Raw genomic sequence first — 20399 nt, 5'->3', positions numbered from 1 at the left:
AAAAGCACCTCTCATCATTTAATTGGGGTAAATGGAGGATTATCAAACCGTCCACCTATTTTAATTATAGAAATATCCACATCTATACCTAACTCCTGTTGCAGTAGTTCCCTAAATTTACTCAGCTTTGCTTCACCAGATTGAATTTTACCTGTTTCAATAGCATGTAACATTGTTTTTTCTTTAGCAGAACCTGGATTTGGAGCTTTTATTTTACTAAATGAATCCTTAATTAGTTCATTGAATTTCTCTGGTGAGACACGTATCGCAAAATCAATATCTGAGGTAGCCTTAGCTGTTCCTTTTGCTCTACTGCCTTGAACAACAATATCATCACTCAAATGTCCAACTTTTTTCCGAATCATCGCTGAAACTTTTTCAAATTGTTTTTGCGTTAATCCTTGTGGTATTTTAAGACCTTTACTCGTTCCGTTAGCGTCATTGCTCGACTTCTCTCTCTTCGCCTTTGCATCTTTAATGGTCTGTTTCACTTTGGCAATGGCCGGATTGGTCCCACGTCCTTTGTATGGACCTTTTCCTCCAGATAGACCTCCGGTGACCAGCCCGATTCCGGCTACAATTTGACTCCATTTCAGGGATGATATCATCATCTTGGCGTAATCGTCAGTGACGGGCTCTCCCGTAAAAGGATTCACTCTCAGTTCTAATGCTTCAATCTGTAACTGGATTAGATCCTGATTCGGAGGCTCGACAGCTCCCATCCCCTGACTCAAGCTGCTATTATCCAGTTTACCCTTGTCCTTCTCATACGCCTGAAGGGCTGCCTGATCTGTCACGCCCTTCTCATTAACTGGTAGCCACATATGCCACTGCGAATTGTACGCCATCCGGTATCCTTTATCACTATAACTATTCGCTGCTTTCAGCCCGATAGACATCGTAGCTACGGTACCTGCCACTGCCGCCCCGCTCATCTCATCTGCCTGCTGAAAACGGACACCAATGTCTCGGAGTTCCTTCGCGATGTGGGTCAAATGCTCCAGCGTTTCGATCATGCGGGGCTGGGTTTCTTCAAATCGTTCTAAAAACCGTTCTCGCACCATCCCGGACCACATCGATTCCATCCAGCGGATCAATCGAACCAGTTCCTCGCGTGTATCACTCATTCGCGCGCGAGTCCGTTCAACCTCTCGTGAGGCTTCAAACAAACGCTCCGGGGTTACTTGTATTCTACTCATCGCGTTCTCCATCTGTCCATTGCTGGACTCTATTTCTTGCTTATCTCAACCTATTGTGTTCTAAACGTTCGGCATATTTCGTGCTTGTTTTAGCTGTACGTTCTCGCTTAATGTGGCACCTGTGCACTGAAATCATCTCGGCTGGAACGATCAGCATGGTAGAACACCACATCTCCGTCCCTTAAAGTGAACGAGTTGCCATAGCTATCTTCGACTTGACGCTGAAACCCTTCCAGCAACCATTGGTTCATCAGCGGTGCATGGATATATTGCAGATGCGGAGCCCCCAGATTCCCTTCCTGGATCGACTCCAAGTTAAAGTTCACCACGATATAGCCGTTCTTTAAGAAGATGGGTGACTTTGCATCCAAACCACCATGGGTGCGCCCATACTCGGCCAGATTGGTTCCTGCTTGAACCACGTAAGGCTCCGCGGGTAGACTATACTCTCCATACCACTGCTGAATGGCCGCATTTGTACGAAGTACATCCGCACTTGCGTTCGTCGGAATATTCGTTTTGGGTCCGATAAACGTACGTAATTGCTCCGGCATCAGAAGCAGACTGTATCCGCCTACAGGGGTTTTCATCTTCGTAAATTTATCCCGGTAGTACTCCTGATACGTACGTTCACTCATCATCCCTGGATGAATTTCGCCATAGCGATTATATTTGTAGGTCGCCGTATCTCGTAGCTGTTCCGAAGGTACTTGACGTAACCGATCATTGAGAATGACAAACCGCTTGACTTGATCCTCTGCTGAGCCAATACGAATAAAGCTTCGCTGGTTTGTCGAGTAATACAGATCTACCGGCACGTGTGTTTTCCCGTCTTTGCTAACAAAATCAAAGGTTGGAGTCAGGCGAATACCGTCTCTAGGCCCGAACATATTGCCCTTGGTTTTGAAATCAAACTTAAAGTGATATCCTGTCTTCACAGCCACATTCTGATACCCTTGCAGCGGATGACTGCCTGGGCGAATCGGTACGGTAAACTGCGGTTTGTTCCCTCGTTTGTCTCCATCAATTCCCTGCGTTCCTGTCCAGTAGCTGATCCAGGTTGGGGCAATGCTACCTTTAAACCGCCGGAAAACAAGCTCCCAGTTGTAGTCTGCAATATCCGTGATTTCAAAATCGTATAACCTTCCAATGACCTCCACGGATACTTCGTCGCTGGCTAGATGGTAGGTTAGATCTGTGTTGGCATCGGGTTGAGCATTGCTCCTGGACATCGATTCAAAGTCGGCAGGTGCATTCTCTGCAATATTGCGGAACTCCACCTGGTAATCTCCTTCGTCTACCCATACAGGCAGATAAAAGGTGGTATCGAGCACGTACACCGGAATATCAATCCACGTACTCCGCGGGTAAAACTGTGTCTGGTCGGCACTGTACACGTCAAACGGAAACCGCACCTGTTTGATTCGATAATATTTGGCATAATCCCGATCCCCATATCCCGGATACGAGTTGACATCCAAATGCTGTCCGCTCGTGGGGATACGGACTGTGAACGGCCGCTCCAAAATAAGGGCAGATCGCTCCATATTCGGTATCGTTTTCTGATTATGAGGTTGATCGTCTGAAACAAGGGAATAGTTCACGACTGGCGTATGAACAGTGACTGTGTTAATCCCCGGAATTTCAAAGGTTTCTTCCTCATTTCCATCATTAACATTTCCACTCATTAATTCATAACGGATTTCGCCTGTGCTAGGCGTATCCTTCTTATTTAACAAGGTTTTGGATATTTCATTGTCAGGACTGTACAAAACATCTTTGCCAATCATTTGGGGTTCTGCGATCTGACCTGGCGTTGGCCCCGTTTCTTCTACTTTTGCGTTGTCCATGACAACAGCCCCATTAAACTTCAAATAGTCATTCTTAACTTGGACCTTTGGCACAGCATCTTCCGCAATTGATGAGAGATCATCTGTTGGTGTTGGAGGTTCGCTGGTCCCTCCCGGCACTGGCTGTGAAGGCGCTGTTAACACAGCCGGTGTATTGGGTGCGTAAAAGGTACCGTTCGTAGCCGCCGCATAGATGGGACTACGATAATCAGCAGGATATAGTTCAATCTGTGGTAGAGCATAGTTTTTTAGGATCGCATCGGTTATCTCATAAACGAGCAAAGTGTCAATTTTCCAATACTCGAAATCCCGTTTCACAGTATAGGTGTAGGGTACTTTTACATCTCTAGATCTTGGAGTTGATACCGTCGTCGTACCACCTTTACCATCCGAAACCTTCCTTTCGTCTGTCCACGTTTTGTTATACGTTTTTTCAACAACTACGGTATATGTACAAGTGCCTTGCATATTCACAAACTTATTTTGGAATAGGTAACTTAGACCAAATACATTGCCATACAAACTTTCAGAGGTAGGGATACCTCGCAGTACGTCAAATGGCTCACTCCCACGTTGATCGGCCTTAATAACTGCGCTTGCATTAGGGTCCATTCTCTCCCCTGTCATTTCTCCGACAGGCGACTCTGCACATGCCGCATCTGGCGTTTCCGGAATTTCGGGTGGTGGCGTATCGCCAACCGTAATCGTTACATTTTCATAAATGTAATATGGGCCTTTTTCGGAATTCTTCCATTTTGCAGTGATGACCGCTGTACCAATATTTTTTGCAACAATTTGACCAGTCTTAGGTTCTACGTAAACTACGTTTTGTTTGTTAGAACTCCATTCGATTTGGTCGGCGCGTTTGGAAACGTTTATCCAGTTACCGAATTCCTCTTGGTCGTATGCTTTCGTACGGATCTCTGCAACCAATGATTTCACATCATTTAATTGAAGCTGCATGTCCTCTCTAACCCGGATCTCTTTGGTTTCCGTAACGTAACCACTGTAATCGATCTCTAGTGGTGTGAGATATTCGACTTGATATTTTTTATCCCCATCCTGTCTTATACCGTAATCCCATTTGTCTTTATACTTGAAATCTGAGTTATTATCTGCATCCACTTTATCAGTACCAGTCCGCGTCTCTATCGTCACTAGCAAGCTGCCCTTCTTGTAATTCGGTTTAGAACCCAGCTTAATTGCATAACTTCCAGATTTAGTGTTGTATTTAATATCATCAATTTCTAAATCCGTGACGTAATCTCTCTTGAATTTATTATTTGTTTCAGTATCTTGTAATGATTCAGGTACGTAGTTTTTAGTGTTAATCTCATCTTTAACAAATTTATCTTCCGGAAGCTTCAAGGGAAGAGCAGATTCTTTAGAAGAATAAGTGTATGTTTCTACCCTACCGTATTTTTCACTTGTAGCTTGCCATATTTTAAAATCACCCTGAGTCCAGATAGTCTTAGGGTTAGGTTCGGCTTTTCCCTTTACTTTGACTTTTATCGTTTGCTTACCTCTCGCTAATCCGCTTGGTTTTACTTCTATGTCTTTATCTGGATAGCCGTTCTTAAAGTTAGCATAGGTTTTAATAGACATAACTCCGAAGGAGTAAATAAGGATTATCACGAGTAATGATAGAACAGTCCATTTCTTTTTCATTTATAATTCCTGCCTAGTTGTTATTTGAAATAACTGCATATGAACCATCGTCCATATTGAATTGTCCGTAGAAGTCTTTAATTTCAAGATAATCTACCATCCACACCTTTACACCATTCTTGTATTTAGCAAAAAACTTCGCTGTTTCAATATTTGGTACTGTGACGTAGCCATACTTCTCATCCAACTTATTCGTTATTGTCATACCTCGACCATTCATATCAATCACTCCACTAACTAAATCGCCTATGGCAAATCCATTCTTTTTAGGATAAATCGTGATCTCTGTGAATACAGGAAGTAAGCCACTATTCTTGTATTTATTCATCCCAAATTCAGTCATGAACAAAGATGTATAGATGCTATCTTTCTTCTTAGGCTCTGACGTGTTTATACCAATTAAGCGATGGAACACCAGACTACCAGATCCGTTACGGAACGTTTTCCGTTTCCCTGAAATATCAGCGATAGAAGTTTTCCCTGTAGTCAGGCTAGATACCAATTCAAGATTCGTTTTTTTCGTACCCATCATTCTTAATTCATTTAGATCATCAAATGTCACAGCTTCTTTTTTTAGCACATTTTCGAGTCTTAGCAAAATAGCAGAAGATTCCGCTCGTGTTGTTGTTTTGTCCATTCCAAACGATCCGTCTGGAAAGCCGTTCATCAGGTTGGTTCCCATTGCAACAGCGAGATAAGGAATTTTATCTTGAGCAATTCCTGGTTTAAACGACTCTTTGACTGGAAGTAACGTTCCTTTCGTTTCAGCAAATGCTGTTTTATACTCAGCACTGGAAGCAACCAATCCGGAACTCAACCATTTAGCCATTTCCTCGCGAGTAATCGGAGTACTTGGTTTAAATCCGTTTGGATAGTCTTTGGTATTAATGAACCCCAAAGTAACTGCCCGATCCACCTCAGCTTTACTCCAGTGTCCCTTCAGATCCTTAAATGAATCAGTCTGGGCATCTTCCGGAAGTGTCATGTCTTTGGCTACTCGTGAAATTAGGGATGCAAATTCTGCTCTTGTTACCGAAGCATTGGGCTTGAACAATCCATTACCGTATCCTTTGAAGTATCCCTTGGAAACCGCAGATTCAATAGCAGACTTTGCCCAGTGATTAGCCTGTACATCTTTGAAGGTTGTTGTTGCGGCAGAAGCCTGGGAAGAAATCAATGTCGATACGACTACTACAGCGCTCATTATGGGTAACATTATTTTTTTCAACTTTTCCACTCTCCGATTAGTTAGATTTAGTTTGGTTAGGCTCTTTTGCTACTATGTAAATTTTCACTGTGCTCCGGAATCTGCTTGTATAAAATCTTCTGCCTTCTGATTAATGTAGTCCACCAGTTCCGACGTATGCTCCAGGTGCCATTCATCCAGCTGCTTAATACTCATTTGAAGATCCCACACGATGGGTACAAGTCGCTGACTATGACTGCTCTCGGTATACTCAAAAAAGTTCCGTTGAATCCGTTCAAAGGTACAACTCATATCCTGAGCTTGTCGTCTCCATTTGTCCGCAGTCTCTTGCAATTCCTCAGGAGTTAGCTCTATGGTCCCTGCGGAGTATCCACCAACCACGTTGGCCACCGATTTGAATCCTTTGGTCAATGTGTCCCATGCTTCGCGCGCGTGATCAAGTATATTATGCTCCGAAGGCTTTCGCGGAGAGAAATTTACTCGTTCTCCAGTAACTTCATCATAAAGAGGATTATCAATATATCCATCTTGATCGAAGCTATAGTGCTTCATATCGTGATATTTAGGACCATCCTCAAAAAACGTATCCACTACCTTGGCCCAAACGTTAATGCCATAGTTTTCATTTCCATCTGCATAGTTAGAATCAATAAGAAACGTGGCCCCCACATGCCGCTCATAACCACCAAAAAAACCACTTGCAATGCCATCTCCAGGATGTATAAAGTTAGTCACTTGTCCATCAAATACCCCCTCCTCTGCTTTCCTTCTCATCTCGGGAGTAAGCGATGCTACGACTGTAGGAGCGCTAAAAGTAACGGCATTTAATCCAGTGTATACCGCTGCATATTGAGCATTAGCACCTCCCAAAGAATGACCCGTTAGGGAAAACTGTAAGTCTTTATGTTGGTCTGTCATGCTCTTGACATAGCTTTCTGCCTCATAGAGTTGATTAAAGCTCCCCACATTTTTATCTACCGTCTTTTTGACATCGCCAACCCAATCATTTAATTTTGTAATGCCTAACCCATCTTCAACCCCACGTGAGAAATCTTTCCAGAACTTCGGTTTCCAATCTATTGCACGTTATATGGTTGCACCGATTTCGGGGAAACCAATATGTAAAGCATCCGTTCTAAAATCTGGAACAGATCTTGCCGGAATTGCGTCCCCTTCTGTTCCTCGAAATGCAATTACTGCTTGCTTCGTCTCGGGATTGTAGAATGTAACAGCATCCATACCAGATACATTATGTTTCTGATCTAGCACTTGCCAACCCGGTACATCAATTTCTTGACCTTCTTCTACTTTTAAGTAGGCTATCTGGGACATAGTTCTATAATTCAGATCTGTAATGTCTTGTCTTACAGTAGCTTCCATGTGTAACTAACCCCTCTACTGTGTTGCATTTTTATTTAAAATATATCCTTCTTCTTGCAAAGCACTCTTTAGTTGTTGGCTATAAATAAATGATTCTTGCTTATTTGTCTCATAATTAATAGAAACACTAAACGTTTGCTCTTTGTGCTCTTTTACATGGCCGTACACAGTTACCCAACTCATGGCCATTTTAGGCATTATCTCTTTATCCGTAATAGTTACTTCCAAGTTATAGGTATTCTTCAGATATTCAATTGCCATTGCTTCTGACCGATTTATAATTTCTTGATCCTTTATTTTTTTCTCATTCACACCTGCACAGCCCCCTAATATTAGTACCAACATAGCAGCCAAGATGATCATCACCATTCGGTACATAATCTTCCCTCACTTTCAATTCGCTCCTGCTTTCCTAGGTGAAACATGAATATTACTAGAAATTCTAATTTGAATGTAGTTCCCTCCAGTGCGTCGGACTAATTCTAGACTGTATATTACTTTATGGTCTCTGCTGTAGACTACCACCTCGGACACGTTACATACTTGGAACCTACAATAGATACTCCTGCTAATAGAATTAATAACAATTTCTTCATTCAAATAATCACTTTTATTCCTAATTATGTACGTTACTATTCAATACAAGAGCCATTTCATCTAGTCTAATAGGTTCAAAGAAAACAATCATATTTGGAAATAGTAAGAATATTTTACCACTAAACTCTCAAAAAAGGTAGGTATAAGGTATGATTGCTGAATCCTTCCGATCAAGCATGGGATTTGGCTACAACAACAGATCTAGACTTATTAGCACCATCATTAACTTTCGATTCAGGGTAAAACTCTAGTTATAGTCTTATAAGTTATACAAATTTAAATTAACCCCGATGAAGCCTGCACCTCGCAGTACCCACCGGGGTTATACTATGGTATCCAATTACTGTCTACGAATAATTCTCCACCAACTTATCTCATCTCGTAAAATCATGCTGCCCGATGGTCAGCAGCGTCGGCCTGCTCTTACTCCACACCGACGTGGCAATCTTCGGATTGTAATAATAGAGCGCTCCGTTCGTCGGATCAGCGCCATTCAAAGCCTTGCGAGCAGCCCTGTAAGAGGTCTGGGTTGGCTTGGTATTAAACTGCCCATCATCTATAGCCGTGAATTGCCCTTTCTGGAAAATAACCTTCGAAATAGATGACGGGAATTCACTCGAATGTACCCGATTCAACACAACCGCTCCTACAGCGACTTGCCCTTCAAAAGATTCTCCGCGCGCTTCACCATGGATCAGCTTCGCCAACTGGCGTAACGTCTCGCCTTCGGCTTTGGCCTTTTTGTTCAGCCTATTCAGCGTCGCTGGACCTGCAACGCCGTCTGCACTCAGTCCCTGCGCCTGCTGGAACTTGCGGACAGCGCTTTTGGTAATCGTACCGTAATATCCAGTCATTCCGGCGTCGAAGTAGCCCAGATCGCTTAATTGCTCCTGCAATTGCAGCACATGCTCGCTGCGAACGCCCTGTTCCAACTTCTGTGCTCCCGCAGAAGGAGCTGCCACGGTTAATCCCAGAGTCAATGCGCAGGCACCGAGAAGCATGCTGACCCGCCCTGCTCTTTTGCCAGCCGTGTTCCCCTTCCCATGAGTGACTTTCCGACTGACAGTGATAGGCTCCATGTTGTCAGCAAACGTTAATAGATCCAGCCCCTCATTCGTGCTATCAACTGTAGTCCGTTCGTTACTGTTCATATGGCTAACCACCTTCATCTCTTTTATCTCACTCACGCTATCTAATTCACTTATCATATTCATTTCATTCAGTTCATTCGGTTGATCCATTCCAATATTATTCTTCATCATTCCATTAACCTCCACTTTTCTGAATCCAGATCCCACTTCTCTCCCCTGAATCCTCACGGTTGGACATCCCGAGTGTCATTATAGGATATAGAAAAAATGAAGTCTATCGGACCGATGACGCAGTGAAAAAACGACGCTGAACATAACAAAAAGAGGCATGAGCCCATGGTCACACCATGGTCATGCCCCTTCTTGTATCAACCTTATACCGCTTGTCCAACCCGTTATTTCCGTAGGCAGGCAGACCCGTACAAAAGTTGCGTTGTATTTATTGACAATTACTCGGCCAGTTCCTGACCCTTCGTTTCCCGGCCCCAGAACAGTACAGCCGCTGCGCCAATGAGGATTGTCACGAAGAAAATCGTGAAAATCAGGCTGATTGCCACTTCACGCTGAACCAGCATACCGACCATTAATGGAGCAAGCACCCCACCGATTCGGCCAACCGATGTGGCAAGTCCAACACCTGTCGAACGAACGGAAGTCGGATACAATTCCGGGCTGTAGGCGTACAGACCACCCCAGGCTCCCAGATTGAAGAAGGAAAGACAGATTCCTGCGGTCAGGATCGTCGCTTCCGTTGTCGCCAGTCCAAACGCAATCGCACTGAATGCAGTCAAGGTAAGGTACACAACAAGTACGAACTTGCGCCCGTAACGTTCAATGAAGTACGCCGCGGTGAAGTAACCTGGCAACTGTGCGATCGTCATGATCAGCACGTATTGGAAGCTTTTAACCAACGTGAATCCTTTTGCCATCACAACCGAAGGTAGCCACAGGAACATTCCATAATAAGAGAAAATGACGGTAAACCACAAAATCCAGAGCATCAACGTTGTACGGCGATGTGGTGCTGACCAGACGGTAGCCACTTTCTCGCGGAACGTGATTTTATGAAGCTTGGTATGATTCTTGTACCGCGGCGGGTCCTGAATGGCACGACGCAGATACAGTGCATAGAACGCCGGAAGCGCACCAATGGCAAAGGCAATTCTCCATCCGTACTCCGGGATGACAAAGTTGGCAATGAGCGCGGATACAATCCAGCCCCCTGCCCAGAAACTTTCCAATAATACAACGGCACGTCCCCGTTCCGCTGTAGGCATCGACTCCGATACCAGTGTGGATGCCACGGGCAACTCGCCGCCAAGTCCAATACCAGCAACCAGACGCAGTGCACACAATACGGCGAATCCAGTCGCCAATGCAGACAGACCGCTTGCAATCGTAAAGATTAGCAAGGTCCACATCAGAATGGCCTTTCGTCCAAAACGGTCCGCAAGTGCACCTGCAAGCAAAGCACCGAGCGCCATACCGATCGAGTTAATACTCGTAAGCACGCCGACTTGTCCGGGACTGAGACTCCATTCCTTGGCAAGTGCAGCCACGATAAAGGAGATCATACCAACTTCCATCGCATCAAACAGCCAGCTCATGCCGGCACTGAACAGCAGCTTGCGCTGCTTGGGATTCCGCAATACTTCCAGTTTGCTCATCACTTATAGCTCCCTTGATCTCTATGTAGTCATTCTGACACTAAATCATTATTATGCAGAATGCTCCAGAAATCAATGCAAAATAAGCTTTTCCTTCCGATTTCTGCGATACCTCACCCCTTGAGTGAACCCGCTGTCAGACCTGCTACAAAGTAACGCTGGAGTAGAAGGAACAACGCAATCATCGGAATGGCAGTTACCAGCACACCCGTAAGCATCATCGGATAGTTCGTCACGTATTCCCCGCGGAACTGCATAAGCGCGAGCGGTAAAGTGAGCTTGGACTTACTGCTGAGCATCAGCATCGGAATAAGCAAGTCATTCCATACCATGACGAGCAGGAACGTAGCTGTTGCCGCCAGCGAAGGTGCAGCCAGTGGCAGTGCAATCCGGGTATAGAGCCTCCATTCACTTGCTCCATCCATACTGCCCGCTTCCAGAATCTCCGAATTGAGCATGCGCATGAAACCTGTCAGCATAAATACTGAGACAGGCATCAGCATAGCCGCGGATACAACAATCAATCCCGTGAGACTGTCCGACCACCCGAGTGTACGCGTGAGGGAATAGATCGGCAGCATACTCACTTGGGATGGAACGATCAGACCTGCTACGAACAGAGCAAACACAATTTTGCCTACACTGCCGCCCCAGCGGACAATAGCGTAAGCAATCATGCTGCTCAGCAATAACTCAATGGCAACCGTACCGAGCGTCACGACCAGACTGTTTCCGAAATATTGCCACATCGGCTGATTGCGGAACATGCCGGTGATGTTATCCCACGTAAACGGGTCCGGCCAGCTGAACGGACTGGTGAAAAAGTTGCTGCTTGTTTTGAACGAGGATACAAATACAAAGTACAGCGGCACCAGAATCAGCAGCGCGTACACCAATAAGATCAGGCGATTGAACCATTTTAAAAACATGTGAACTCCCTTCTGCCTCGGTTGCAGGATGAATGCTCCAACATCAACCTTAATAGCTTACCCGGTCGGCACGCAGTGCCTTGAACTGCAACAGCGTCAAGAGCGCGAGCAACACCAGGAAGATCATGGAACCGGCAGAAGCCAGACCAAATGAATAGCTGCCAAAGGCGGTATGATAGATATATGTTGTCAAAATTTCAGTTGCGTAGTTCGGGCCTCCGTCCGTCATTGTAAAAATGAGGTCAAATGCCTTGAACGACTGAATGGTCGTATAGGCCACAACAATCGTTGCCGAAGGTGCCAGCAGCGGCCAGGTCACGGTACGAAATACCTGCCATTTGCTGCCGCCGTCCATACGAGCCGCTTCATACAGTTCTGCCGGAATGCCTTGCAGACCCGCGATGAATACAATCATCATCTGTCCGGCATGTGCCCATACCTGTACAGCAGCGATGGAATAGATGGCGATCTTGGGATCACCAATCCAGTTACGAGCGATGCTGCTCATCCCCGCTTCATTCAGTCCATAGTTGATTAGTCCGATAGATGGATCATACATAAATGCCCAGATCAGTCCGACCGATACGGAGGACAGAATCGCAGGCAGGAAATACAACGCCCGAAGCACAATGCGTGTCTTGGTATTGCGTACCAGGAGCAAGGCCAGGACAAGTGAAATAAAGGTTTGTGCAATAACAACCGTTAACATGAACTCCACGTTGTTACCAAAGGCTTTGCGGAATACGATGCTGCTGAGACTGTCCTTGTAATTATCCAGCCCTACAAATGCATACGACGGGGATACCCCGTCCCAATCCGTAAAGGAGTAGAACAGCCCCGTCAATGTAGGAAATACGAACAATCCAACGTACAGCAGCAACCCGGGGATCAGAAACAGGGATAGCTGAAGACGGTTTTTCATCGTTTATTTCCCGATATGCTGATCAATGATCGCTTGTGCCTGCTGTGCTGCTTCTTCTGGAGAAGTGCCGCTCAGTACAGCCTGAATGGAGTTGGTTACTGCTTTTTGATTATCTCCGTTCAGGATGGTGAACCGTGGCTGGAACACGGTCTTTTTGGTTGCCCATTCTCCGGCTACCTGAAGCTCAGGCGTATCGTACTTCACATCATTCACCGTTACATTTTGTCCCGTTTGGTTGGCATAGTCACTCGCCACTTCCGGATTGCTCAGGAATTCGAGGAACTTCTTCGCTTCTTCCGGATGTTTCGATTTGCTGTTCACGGCGAGCATGAATGTGGTCGTATGCACCCCTTCATACTTCGCTTGATCTGCACTTACCGTAATTGGTGCAAGCAGTTTTTGCTCCAGATTAGGATTCTGCTGCTTGTTCTGAGCCAATTGATACGATCCACTTGCCAGCATCGCTGCTTTCTCTTGAATAAACAGTGCGCCAGCCGCAGGGTCTTTGGTACCCAGTGCATCCTGTTGGAAGTAACCTTTATCGTTCAGTTCCTTGATTTGAGTCAACGTTTTCACCCAAAACTCATCTGTCAGTTTGGCTTCGCCCGCTTCTACTTTGGTAAAAATGTCGTCACTCGGTGCATTGTTCATCACCATCGTATTCATGAATTGCCCTGGGCCAATGTCAGCTCCGGCAAAAGCAATCGGAATGATGCCATTGTCTTTCAGCTTCTGGCAAAGGGCCAGAAAGCCTTCCCAATCGGTTGGTGGCGTCAAGCCGTATTGTTCAAACAGTTTTACGTTATAGATTGGATCGTTATATACGAGTTGATACGGGATCGCATATTGCTTGCCATCATGCTGTCCTGATTCAATCAACTTCGAATTGTAGGCCGACAGGAATGATGATCCGGTCAGATCCGTGAACAAGCCCGCTTTGGTGAAAGCTTCGAACTGTGCACCCGGGAAGGAAGCAAATACATCTCCTACCGAACCGTCACTGATTTTGGATTGTACGGTGGACTGGTATTGATCGGAGGGCAGTGTCTGCATCTCCACGTTGATGTTCGGGTTTTCTTTTTCAAATGCGTCAATAGTCTTGTTGAGTGCTTCGGAATCTTCTCCACGCCAGTGCATGAAGCTGATCGTAACTTTACCTGAACCCGAGGAGCCGTTCTCTCCAGATGACGCGTTATCCCCACCGCCGCAAGCTGACAGCAGGATGGACATCACCAGCATACTGACAAGCGGCAGGATTAATTTTTTATTTTTTTTCATGAAAGATGACCTCCTGAGGATGCTTGATATTTTAACTAAAGAATGTTTATACTGACCACTCCGATGACAGAATAACCTTCCGATCGCTGTTATCCCCAGATTTATTTGATTCCTTTTTATAAAAGGAAAAATCCGGGGATAAAGGCGAACGCTTCGCTTCTTCACGTTATTTCTGTCCTCTCCGTTTTCGTATAAAAAAATTAGTTAAACTTACTTAGTTAGTAGTAACTTGATGCTGCTTCTGTCTTGTTTTCCATTTCTCGCGAATGATCGGCATCACGGTCCGTCCGAAGATTTCTGCCTCTTCCAGATGCGGGTAACCGGACAGAATGAAGGTTGTCACACCCAGATCTCCATATTCCATCAAACGCTCTGCGACCTGTTCGGCTGTACCTACAATAAGGATCGCACCGCCGGAACGCACAACGGACAAGCCTGTCCACAGGTTAGGACCTACGACAAACTGCTGCTTCTCGGACAGTTCCCGTAACTCGTTCTGTCTGCGTTGGTTGGTTGCATCCGTCTCGGCAAAAGCGGCTTTGGCTTTCTCAATCGCTTCTGGTGGTACTTTGCTAATAATCTCCCAAGCCGCTGCCCATGCTGCTTCTTCGGTATCCCGAATGAGTACCTGAGCACGCATGCCGTAACGGAGCTGACGATCTTGTCCCGTTTCCTCTTTCACCTGCTGACGGATGACCTCAATCTCTTCAATCTGCTCCTGAATCCAGTCATGGGGCTCGCCCCACATCAGGAACGTATCTGCATGTTCAACAGCGACCTTCTTGGCAATCGGAGAACTTCCTCCCAGGTAAAATGGTGGATGCGGGTTTTGCACCGTCTCCGGCATGCCTACCGGTCCTTTGAAATTGTAATACTGGCCGTTAAATTCAGGATTGGGATCACTTGGTGCATCTGCTCCAGATTTTGAACCACTTCCAGCAAACTCCGTCAGATTCAGTCCCGTCGATTGGGTCCATGAACGCTTCATGACTTCCATATACTCGCTCGCACGGACATACCGTTCATCATGCGCATGTGCCAGTGGATCGCCGAGTTCCTCCAGATCGCGAACAGAACTGCCTGTCACCACATTGATCATGGCGCGACCACCAGAGAGCTGATCCAGTGCGGCTCCCATTCGTGCAGCGAGCACGGGTGTAACCAATCCCGGGCGAATGGCGACAAGGGGACGCAATGTCTTCGTGTGACTCATCACTGCTGAACCGACCACCCACGCGTCCAGACAGGCTCCCCCTGTAGGAATCAGTACAAATTCGAATCCTGCCTTTTCCGCCGTCTGTGCCACATCAATCAGATAATCTAGACTCGGCTCCCGCTCCGGAGCAACCCCTACATACTTACCATCCCCTGCTGTAGGCAAAAACCATCCAAACTTCATATCTTCCTGTTCGCTCACAAAAGTCAATCCCTTCTATGAATAATAAAGTCTCATGTTAAAAAAAGTTACTGTTACGCCTCCTTGACGTTCCGGGTACGAATCGTTCTTCCGATCACTGTTATCCTTGAATTTTTTTGATTCTCCTTTTTTAAAGGTAAAAATTCTAGGATAAAGGTGACCGCTTCGCTTCTTCAGAATCGATTTCGTCCCCTCCACTACGTTGGCACCTCTTGAAACTTATTTTTAAAGTGCGCCTAATTTCTGATCATTCTATTCGTATGAAAGCTCCAAATGCCGATTAATTAACTTGGTTTAATAGGTATGGACATCATATCAATTGATTTGTCTGTGATCAATGTCATTTCGCGGCAATTTTATTTTGTCATTTTGTGGTCTTTTCTCAGATTTAGGTCTTCCTGATCTTGAATATATATAAAACCCACCTGTATAATAGGTTTAAATACGTGTTCAAAAAATCCGGTTTTCAGTACCGAGAAGATGGAATGAAGTTAGAAATGGAGTAGCGGAGCGTAGATAGAGCTACGTGAGCAACGGACATTTCGGCTGAATGCCATATTCGATGCTGATGATGCCACTAGGCATGATTCGTAATCAAAAGCGGACTTTTTGAACTACATCTGTAAGCGAAACTTTTAGAATGTACAAACGATACTTATACAATAAAGAGGTGTTCCTGATGACCGAAAGCATGAAGGAGGACCACCATGAGTTTTTGGATATTATTTTCTTCACTCCATCTGAATTCGAGAAAGCTGGTGGCGCCTGGCCGATTCGCATCGGACGAAATATAGCCAAGACCAACTATCATATTGGACCTCGTACGACACCTTATTATTATTTGCTGTTTGTACTGGAGGGGGAAGGTACATTCATACAGAACGGACAGCGTCATGCCCTTCGTGCCAGGGATGCGTTCTGTCTATTTCCACATGTTACCCATGAGTACTGGACGGACCCGGAAGACACGTTGCAGAAAATATTTATTGCATTTGATGGTGCACATGCAGCCGAACTGCTTTCCCGAATTGGACTTACACCCGACTCACCGTACCGTTCAGGTGTACTGACCCCCGAGACTGCAAGCGCCATGCGCTCATTCATGGAGGATGTTCGCAAACCTCAGGATGGAGCGAGCGATCTGGGACGACTCACCCGGTTTCTAACTCTATTCGACCGAATTGCCCGGTCCCCCGCAACCAAAGGATTGCAACCGGATTCAGCCACGCCTTGGCTCCAGAAAGGCAAGGAATACATGGACATTCATTTTGCAGGTGGCATCTCCGTGGAAGGTGTTTCCGCTCATGCGGGTGTGGATCGAACCCATTTTGCCAAACAGTTCCGCAAAGCCTATGGTCTGTCCCCTGTGCAATATATCCAACAATTGAAAATGAATCAGGCTAAACGTCTGCTCGTGCAGACGCCGCTAAGCTTAACCGAAGTGGCTCATTCCGTAGGTTACCCGGACTTGTTCTCCTTCTCCAAAGCGTTCAAAAAGCAAGTCGGTCTGCCGCCCAATCGCTATCGCACAGCGGAGAGCACGAAAGAGTGAGGGAGCGACCTTTCGCTCCCCAGCCTATACTCCATGCCTCATGCACCACGCCTTGTGTACGGTTGTGCAAGATGTCGCTTTACCAAATTGCTATGGACTCCTGGGTTTCATATCCTGCACAGCATAGTGTTGCAAAACCCATTACGAAATCTACCACTAAAAAAGGCAAGCCCCATCTACTCGGGACTTGCCTTCTTTCTATACAATAGTCTTGACGCATGTACCAGGAACCAGCAACTTGTTAACGCTGACCTAACACTATTCCTTCTCCTCATTCTTGCGCGCAAGCGGAATACCGTTCTCCTTCGCATACCATGCTTCATAATGATGCACAGCTACACCTGCAAAAGAAGAATGAGAGGTACCCAGATCAAACACCTTTGCCATCTCTTCATTCATATTGCTAACCGGTTTACGGAAAAAGGTCAGGTGATCCCCCTCGTGTGTATCCGCGAGTTCCGCTCCGATCCAGACTTTCTTGCCGAGATCATCCGCTTCGTCCAGTTCTTCCTTGGACAGATCATACATCTGCTGCCCACTGTCCCGGTAAGCCATAATGGCCACCGCATCGAAATGTGAGATCACCCACCGACTGAATGTACCCTCACCTTCAGCCGACTGACGGGCATCAAGCCAGAACGGAATGGCAGCGCTCATGTACAGTCCGGCATCCTCGCCGGCTTTTGTCCAGGCTTTCATGTTGTTCTGCCACTCTGCAATGACGCTGCTCTCCTCGTTCTCCCAGCGCTTCAACTGATACGGCTCCACATCCAGTTGAATGCCTTCGAAGCGTTCATTCTTGGCCGAAGCTGCATTGTATGCTCTTACTCGCTCGATAAAAGCAAGTCCTTCATCCCGCTTCTCCTCATAGGCCCAGTCTGCATGACCGTTAAGTCCATGCACTTCAATCTCAGCCTGCCGGGCAGCCGCAATGAATTTGCGGTATGTTGCGTCAGGCACCTCATCCTGGATTTGCAGGAAGATGGAATCCACGCCCTGTTCTTTGGAGAAAGCAATAATCTCAGGTGTCTGCTCTGCAATAATGGACGCGTCCCACAGCCAGGTCGCTTTATGTTCCTCTGCCGAGAACCATTTGAACATCCAGGACAGAAGCAACAGGCACAACACCACAGCCAGAATAGCCCATTTCGCCATACCCACCAGCTTGCCCCGTTGCCTCATATATTTCCTCAGACGAGCAACGCTTCACTTGGTTCAAGCACAGGATGCTGTACCGAGTGACCAATTTTGTAGATATGCGGATGTGTGTACGAACGGAACGCATTACGTGTATCCAGAATCGGCACACCCATCTCGGCAATATCAAAGTAAGGCAAATCGCTGTGGTTGGTGATCAGCACGATGCAATCGTACTTCTTGAACTGCTCCAGATTGAACGCTTCGCTGTGTACGGTCTCGCCATGTTTGTCCTGGAAGGAATCCGCATGTGGATCGTAGTAGCTAACGTTAGCTCCACTTTCCTTGAACAGTTCATATACTTCCAGTCCTGGTGATTCACGCAGGTCGGCAATATTTGGTTTATACGACATACCGAGGAGCAGAATATTGGATTTACGTACGGATTTAGCGTATTCGTTCAGAATCGTTGACGTTTTGTTTAGCACATAATATGGCATGTTGTCATTGGTGGATTGCGCCAGCTCAATGAATTTGCTATAGAAACGGAAGCCTTTGGCCTTCCATGACAGGTACATCGGATCAAGTGGAATGCAGTGTCCACCGATGCCTGGGCCTGGATAGAATGGCATGAAACCAAATGGTTTCGTCGCCGCCGCGTCAATAACTTCCCAGATATCGATTCCCATGCGGTCACACATCATCGCCATTTCATTTACAAAGGCAATGTTCACACTGCGGAATGTGTTCTCCAGCAGTTTGGACATCTCAGCCACTTTTGGTGAAGATACCGGTACTACGGTTTCTACATATTTTCCATATAGCGCTGTTCCGAGCTTCAAGCAAGCTTCAGTTGTGCCCCCGATTACTTTCGGCGTATTAAATGTTGTGAAACGTCCGTTCGACGGGTCCACACGTTCAGGCGAGAAGCAGAGGAAATAGTCTTTACCTGCTTCTTGTCCGATCTTGTCCAGCTGCTGCTGGATCAGTTCTTCGGTTGTACCTGGATAAGTGGTACTTTCCAGCGTAATCAGCATGCCTGGTTTCATATGCAGTTTGATCTGATCCACAACAGTCTCGATGTAAGACGTATCCGGGTCCTGATTCTCACTAAGCGGTGTCGGTACGCAGATACTGAGGGCGTCGATCACGCGCAGCATGCTGTAATCTGTCGTTGGCTGGAAACGACCGCTTTGCATTACTTTTTTCAACTCATCAGACGAAATATCGTGAATATAGGAATCTCCTTGATAGATACTTTCTACTTTGGACGCATCCAGATCAATTCCGATTACCGTGAAACCTTGATTGACCATTTCCACGGCAAGTGGAAGTCCTACGTAACCGAGCCCGACAACGCCGAGTACAGCTTCTTTATTTTCAATCGCATTCAGTAATGTGTGGAATTGTTGATTCTCCATGATATTCCCTCCGGGCAGTGTATTTGGTGGTGCTTAAAATCCATATAAATAGATGAGTGTCTGTGCTCTAAATGTTGCTCTAATCTATCTGATTCATAGTGTAAAAAAAGCTCTTACTTTGCACTTCACACAATCAGTTGTTCCAAGCTGTCTTCTAATGCAGGCAGCGTCTGATTCGGGCATCCAGCTCTACAGGTGAGAACGGTTTGGTCATGTAATCATCCACGCCGCTGCGGAAGCATTGGCTGATCGTCTGCTCGACACGTTGCTCGGTCAACACGACAATTTTGGGCGGATGCTCCATCTCCAGGTTCTGAATATGATGGATGAACGGCAGACCGTCGATGCCATACAGATTCAGCTCCGTGAGCACTAAGTCTGGTGTAACCTTCTCGATTAACTCCAGTGCAGCCAGTCCATCTACGGCTTCATAGGTTTCGTATCCCTGCATCTTCAACCGCAATTGCAGGAATTCGCGTACCGTCGGATCGTTGTCCACAATCAAAATTCGTTCCGGCTCGTCCGCCGTATTGTCCAGCGTGTAGATATGAATCTCCGACGAATCAACGAGCTTCGAGGACTCAGCCATATGCTGAATAGTTGCCTTCGAAGGGCGCTCCCCTTCCGGGAAACTGGCCAGTGTAATCTGTGGATCGGCACCGGGTACAGTCTCTTGCAACTCATGTTTGATCCGAAGTCCTTCATAATGAACTTCATCCAGTGTCAAACCTGGCAGCAGGACGGCAATCGCTTGGGTAGCCCCATCCTTCCACACCTGGAAGGCAGACTCACTCGTTTGTTCCAGATGTGTCCTGACCTGCTGCTCAGGTTGAGAGTTTCCTGCACAATGGATGAACATTAAGCCGCATGTTTCGGCACCCGTTTCCTTCAATCCCTGTTCTACACTTCGGTACACATTAACGGCAGCCTCACGCTGCAATGTCGCCGTATTTGGCATGTTCTTTTCCACCCTTCTCCTCGATTATCTATAAGTCCAAAAAAATATTATTTACACTGACACTCCGATGACAGAACAGCCTTTCGATCACTGTTATCCCCAGATTTTTTGATTCCTTTATACAAG

General features: G+C 46.2%; 16 protein-coding genes. 1 reads left to right on the top strand and 15 read right to left on the bottom strand.

Translation table 11 applies throughout. The features are described from left to right. Positions 1-14 precede the first annotated feature (14 nt). From ACDJ59_RS05720 to ACDJ59_RS05665, 12 genes are all read right to left on the bottom strand, one after another. A complete protein-coding gene (locus ACDJ59_RS05720; RefSeq protein ID WP_413407934.1) occupies positions 15-1199 on the bottom strand; it encodes a WXG100 family type VII secretion target in 1185 nt (394 codons plus the stop codon). Positions 1200-1306: 107 nt separating this feature from the next. After that, entirely contained in the window at positions 1307-4207 is a 2901-nt protein-coding gene (locus ACDJ59_RS05715) for a DUF5704 domain-containing protein (RefSeq protein WP_413407933.1), read from the bottom strand. Between the two features lie 523 nt (positions 4208-4730). Beyond that, positions 4731-5921: an S-layer homology domain-containing protein gene (locus tag ACDJ59_RS05710; protein WP_413407932.1), complete on the bottom strand. Its 1191-nt coding sequence runs from the start codon at positions 5919-5921 to the stop codon at positions 4731-4733. A gap of 87 nt (positions 5922-6008) precedes the next feature. Next, positions 6009-6890 carry a lipase family protein gene (locus ACDJ59_RS05705; RefSeq protein ID WP_413407931.1) on the bottom strand — a complete coding sequence of 294 codons (882 nt, stop codon included), beginning with the start codon at positions 6888-6890 and terminating at the stop codon, positions 6009-6011. A gap of 120 nt (positions 6891-7010) precedes the next feature. Beyond that, positions 7011-7304 (bottom strand): hypothetical protein, encoded by a 294-nt coding sequence (locus ACDJ59_RS05700; RefSeq protein ID WP_413407929.1) that lies wholly within the window; start codon positions 7302-7304, stop codon positions 7011-7013. Positions 7305-7319: 15 nt separating this feature from the next. After that, the gene (locus tag ACDJ59_RS05695) at positions 7320-7682 is read right to left on the bottom strand and encodes a hypothetical protein (RefSeq protein WP_413407928.1); all 363 of its coding nucleotides are present in this window, start codon (positions 7680-7682) and stop codon (positions 7320-7322) included. A 593-nt stretch (positions 7683-8275) separates the two neighbouring features. Beyond that, entirely contained in the window at positions 8276-9163 is an 888-nt protein-coding gene (locus ACDJ59_RS05690) for a cell wall hydrolase (protein ID WP_413407927.1), read from the bottom strand. A 278-nt stretch (positions 9164-9441) separates the two neighbouring features. After that, the gene (locus tag ACDJ59_RS05685) at positions 9442-10659 is read right to left on the bottom strand and encodes an MFS transporter (RefSeq protein ID WP_036614537.1); all 1218 of its coding nucleotides are present in this window, start codon (positions 10657-10659) and stop codon (positions 9442-9444) included. Positions 10660-10772: 113 nt separating this feature from the next. Continuing rightward, on the bottom strand, positions 10773-11588 hold the full coding sequence (locus ACDJ59_RS05680) for a carbohydrate ABC transporter permease (protein WP_036674932.1): 816 nt from the start codon (positions 11586-11588) through the stop codon (positions 10773-10775). Between the two features lie 49 nt (positions 11589-11637). Continuing rightward, the gene (locus ACDJ59_RS05675; RefSeq protein WP_017687487.1) at positions 11638-12510 is read right to left on the bottom strand and encodes a carbohydrate ABC transporter permease; all 873 of its coding nucleotides are present in this window, start codon (positions 12508-12510) and stop codon (positions 11638-11640) included. Between the two features lie 3 nt (positions 12511-12513). Further along, on the bottom strand, positions 12514-13788 hold the full coding sequence (locus ACDJ59_RS05670; protein WP_413407926.1) for an ABC transporter substrate-binding protein: 1275 nt from the start codon (positions 13786-13788) through the stop codon (positions 12514-12516). A gap of 214 nt (positions 13789-14002) precedes the next feature. Then, on the bottom strand, positions 14003-15187 hold the full coding sequence (locus ACDJ59_RS05665; RefSeq protein WP_413409730.1) for an LLM class flavin-dependent oxidoreductase: 1185 nt from the start codon (positions 15185-15187) through the stop codon (positions 14003-14005). Between the two features lie 697 nt (positions 15188-15884). On the opposite strand from ACDJ59_RS05665, the gene ACDJ59_RS05660 reads away from it, so the two are divergent. After that, on the top strand, positions 15885-16757 hold the full coding sequence (locus ACDJ59_RS05660; protein ID WP_413407925.1) for an AraC family transcriptional regulator: 873 nt from the start codon (positions 15885-15887) through the stop codon (positions 16755-16757). A gap of 258 nt (positions 16758-17015) precedes the next feature. Here the strand turns inward: ACDJ59_RS05660 and ACDJ59_RS05655 are convergent, their stop codons facing one another. From ACDJ59_RS05655 to ACDJ59_RS05645, 3 genes are all read right to left on the bottom strand, one after another. After that, the gene (locus tag ACDJ59_RS05655) at positions 17016-17939 is read right to left on the bottom strand and encodes a hypothetical protein (RefSeq protein WP_413407924.1); all 924 of its coding nucleotides are present in this window, start codon (positions 17937-17939) and stop codon (positions 17016-17018) included. Positions 17940-17947: 8 nt separating this feature from the next. Continuing rightward, on the bottom strand, positions 17948-19315 hold the full coding sequence (locus ACDJ59_RS05650) for a nucleotide sugar dehydrogenase (protein WP_036674926.1): 1368 nt from the start codon (positions 19313-19315) through the stop codon (positions 17948-17950). Between the two features lie 154 nt (positions 19316-19469). Beyond that, entirely contained in the window at positions 19470-20273 is an 804-nt protein-coding gene (locus tag ACDJ59_RS05645; RefSeq protein ID WP_413407923.1) for a response regulator transcription factor, read from the bottom strand. Between the last annotated feature and the right edge of the window lie 126 nt (positions 20274-20399).

The sequence above is a fragment of the Paenibacillus amylolyticus genome, from assembly GCF_047302515.1.
Taxonomy (GTDB): domain Bacteria; phylum Bacillota; class Bacilli; order Paenibacillales; family Paenibacillaceae; genus Paenibacillus; species Paenibacillus amylolyticus_G.
Note: the sequence above shows the minus strand (reverse complement) of the source record. Positions and strands in the feature narration are given on the sequence as shown.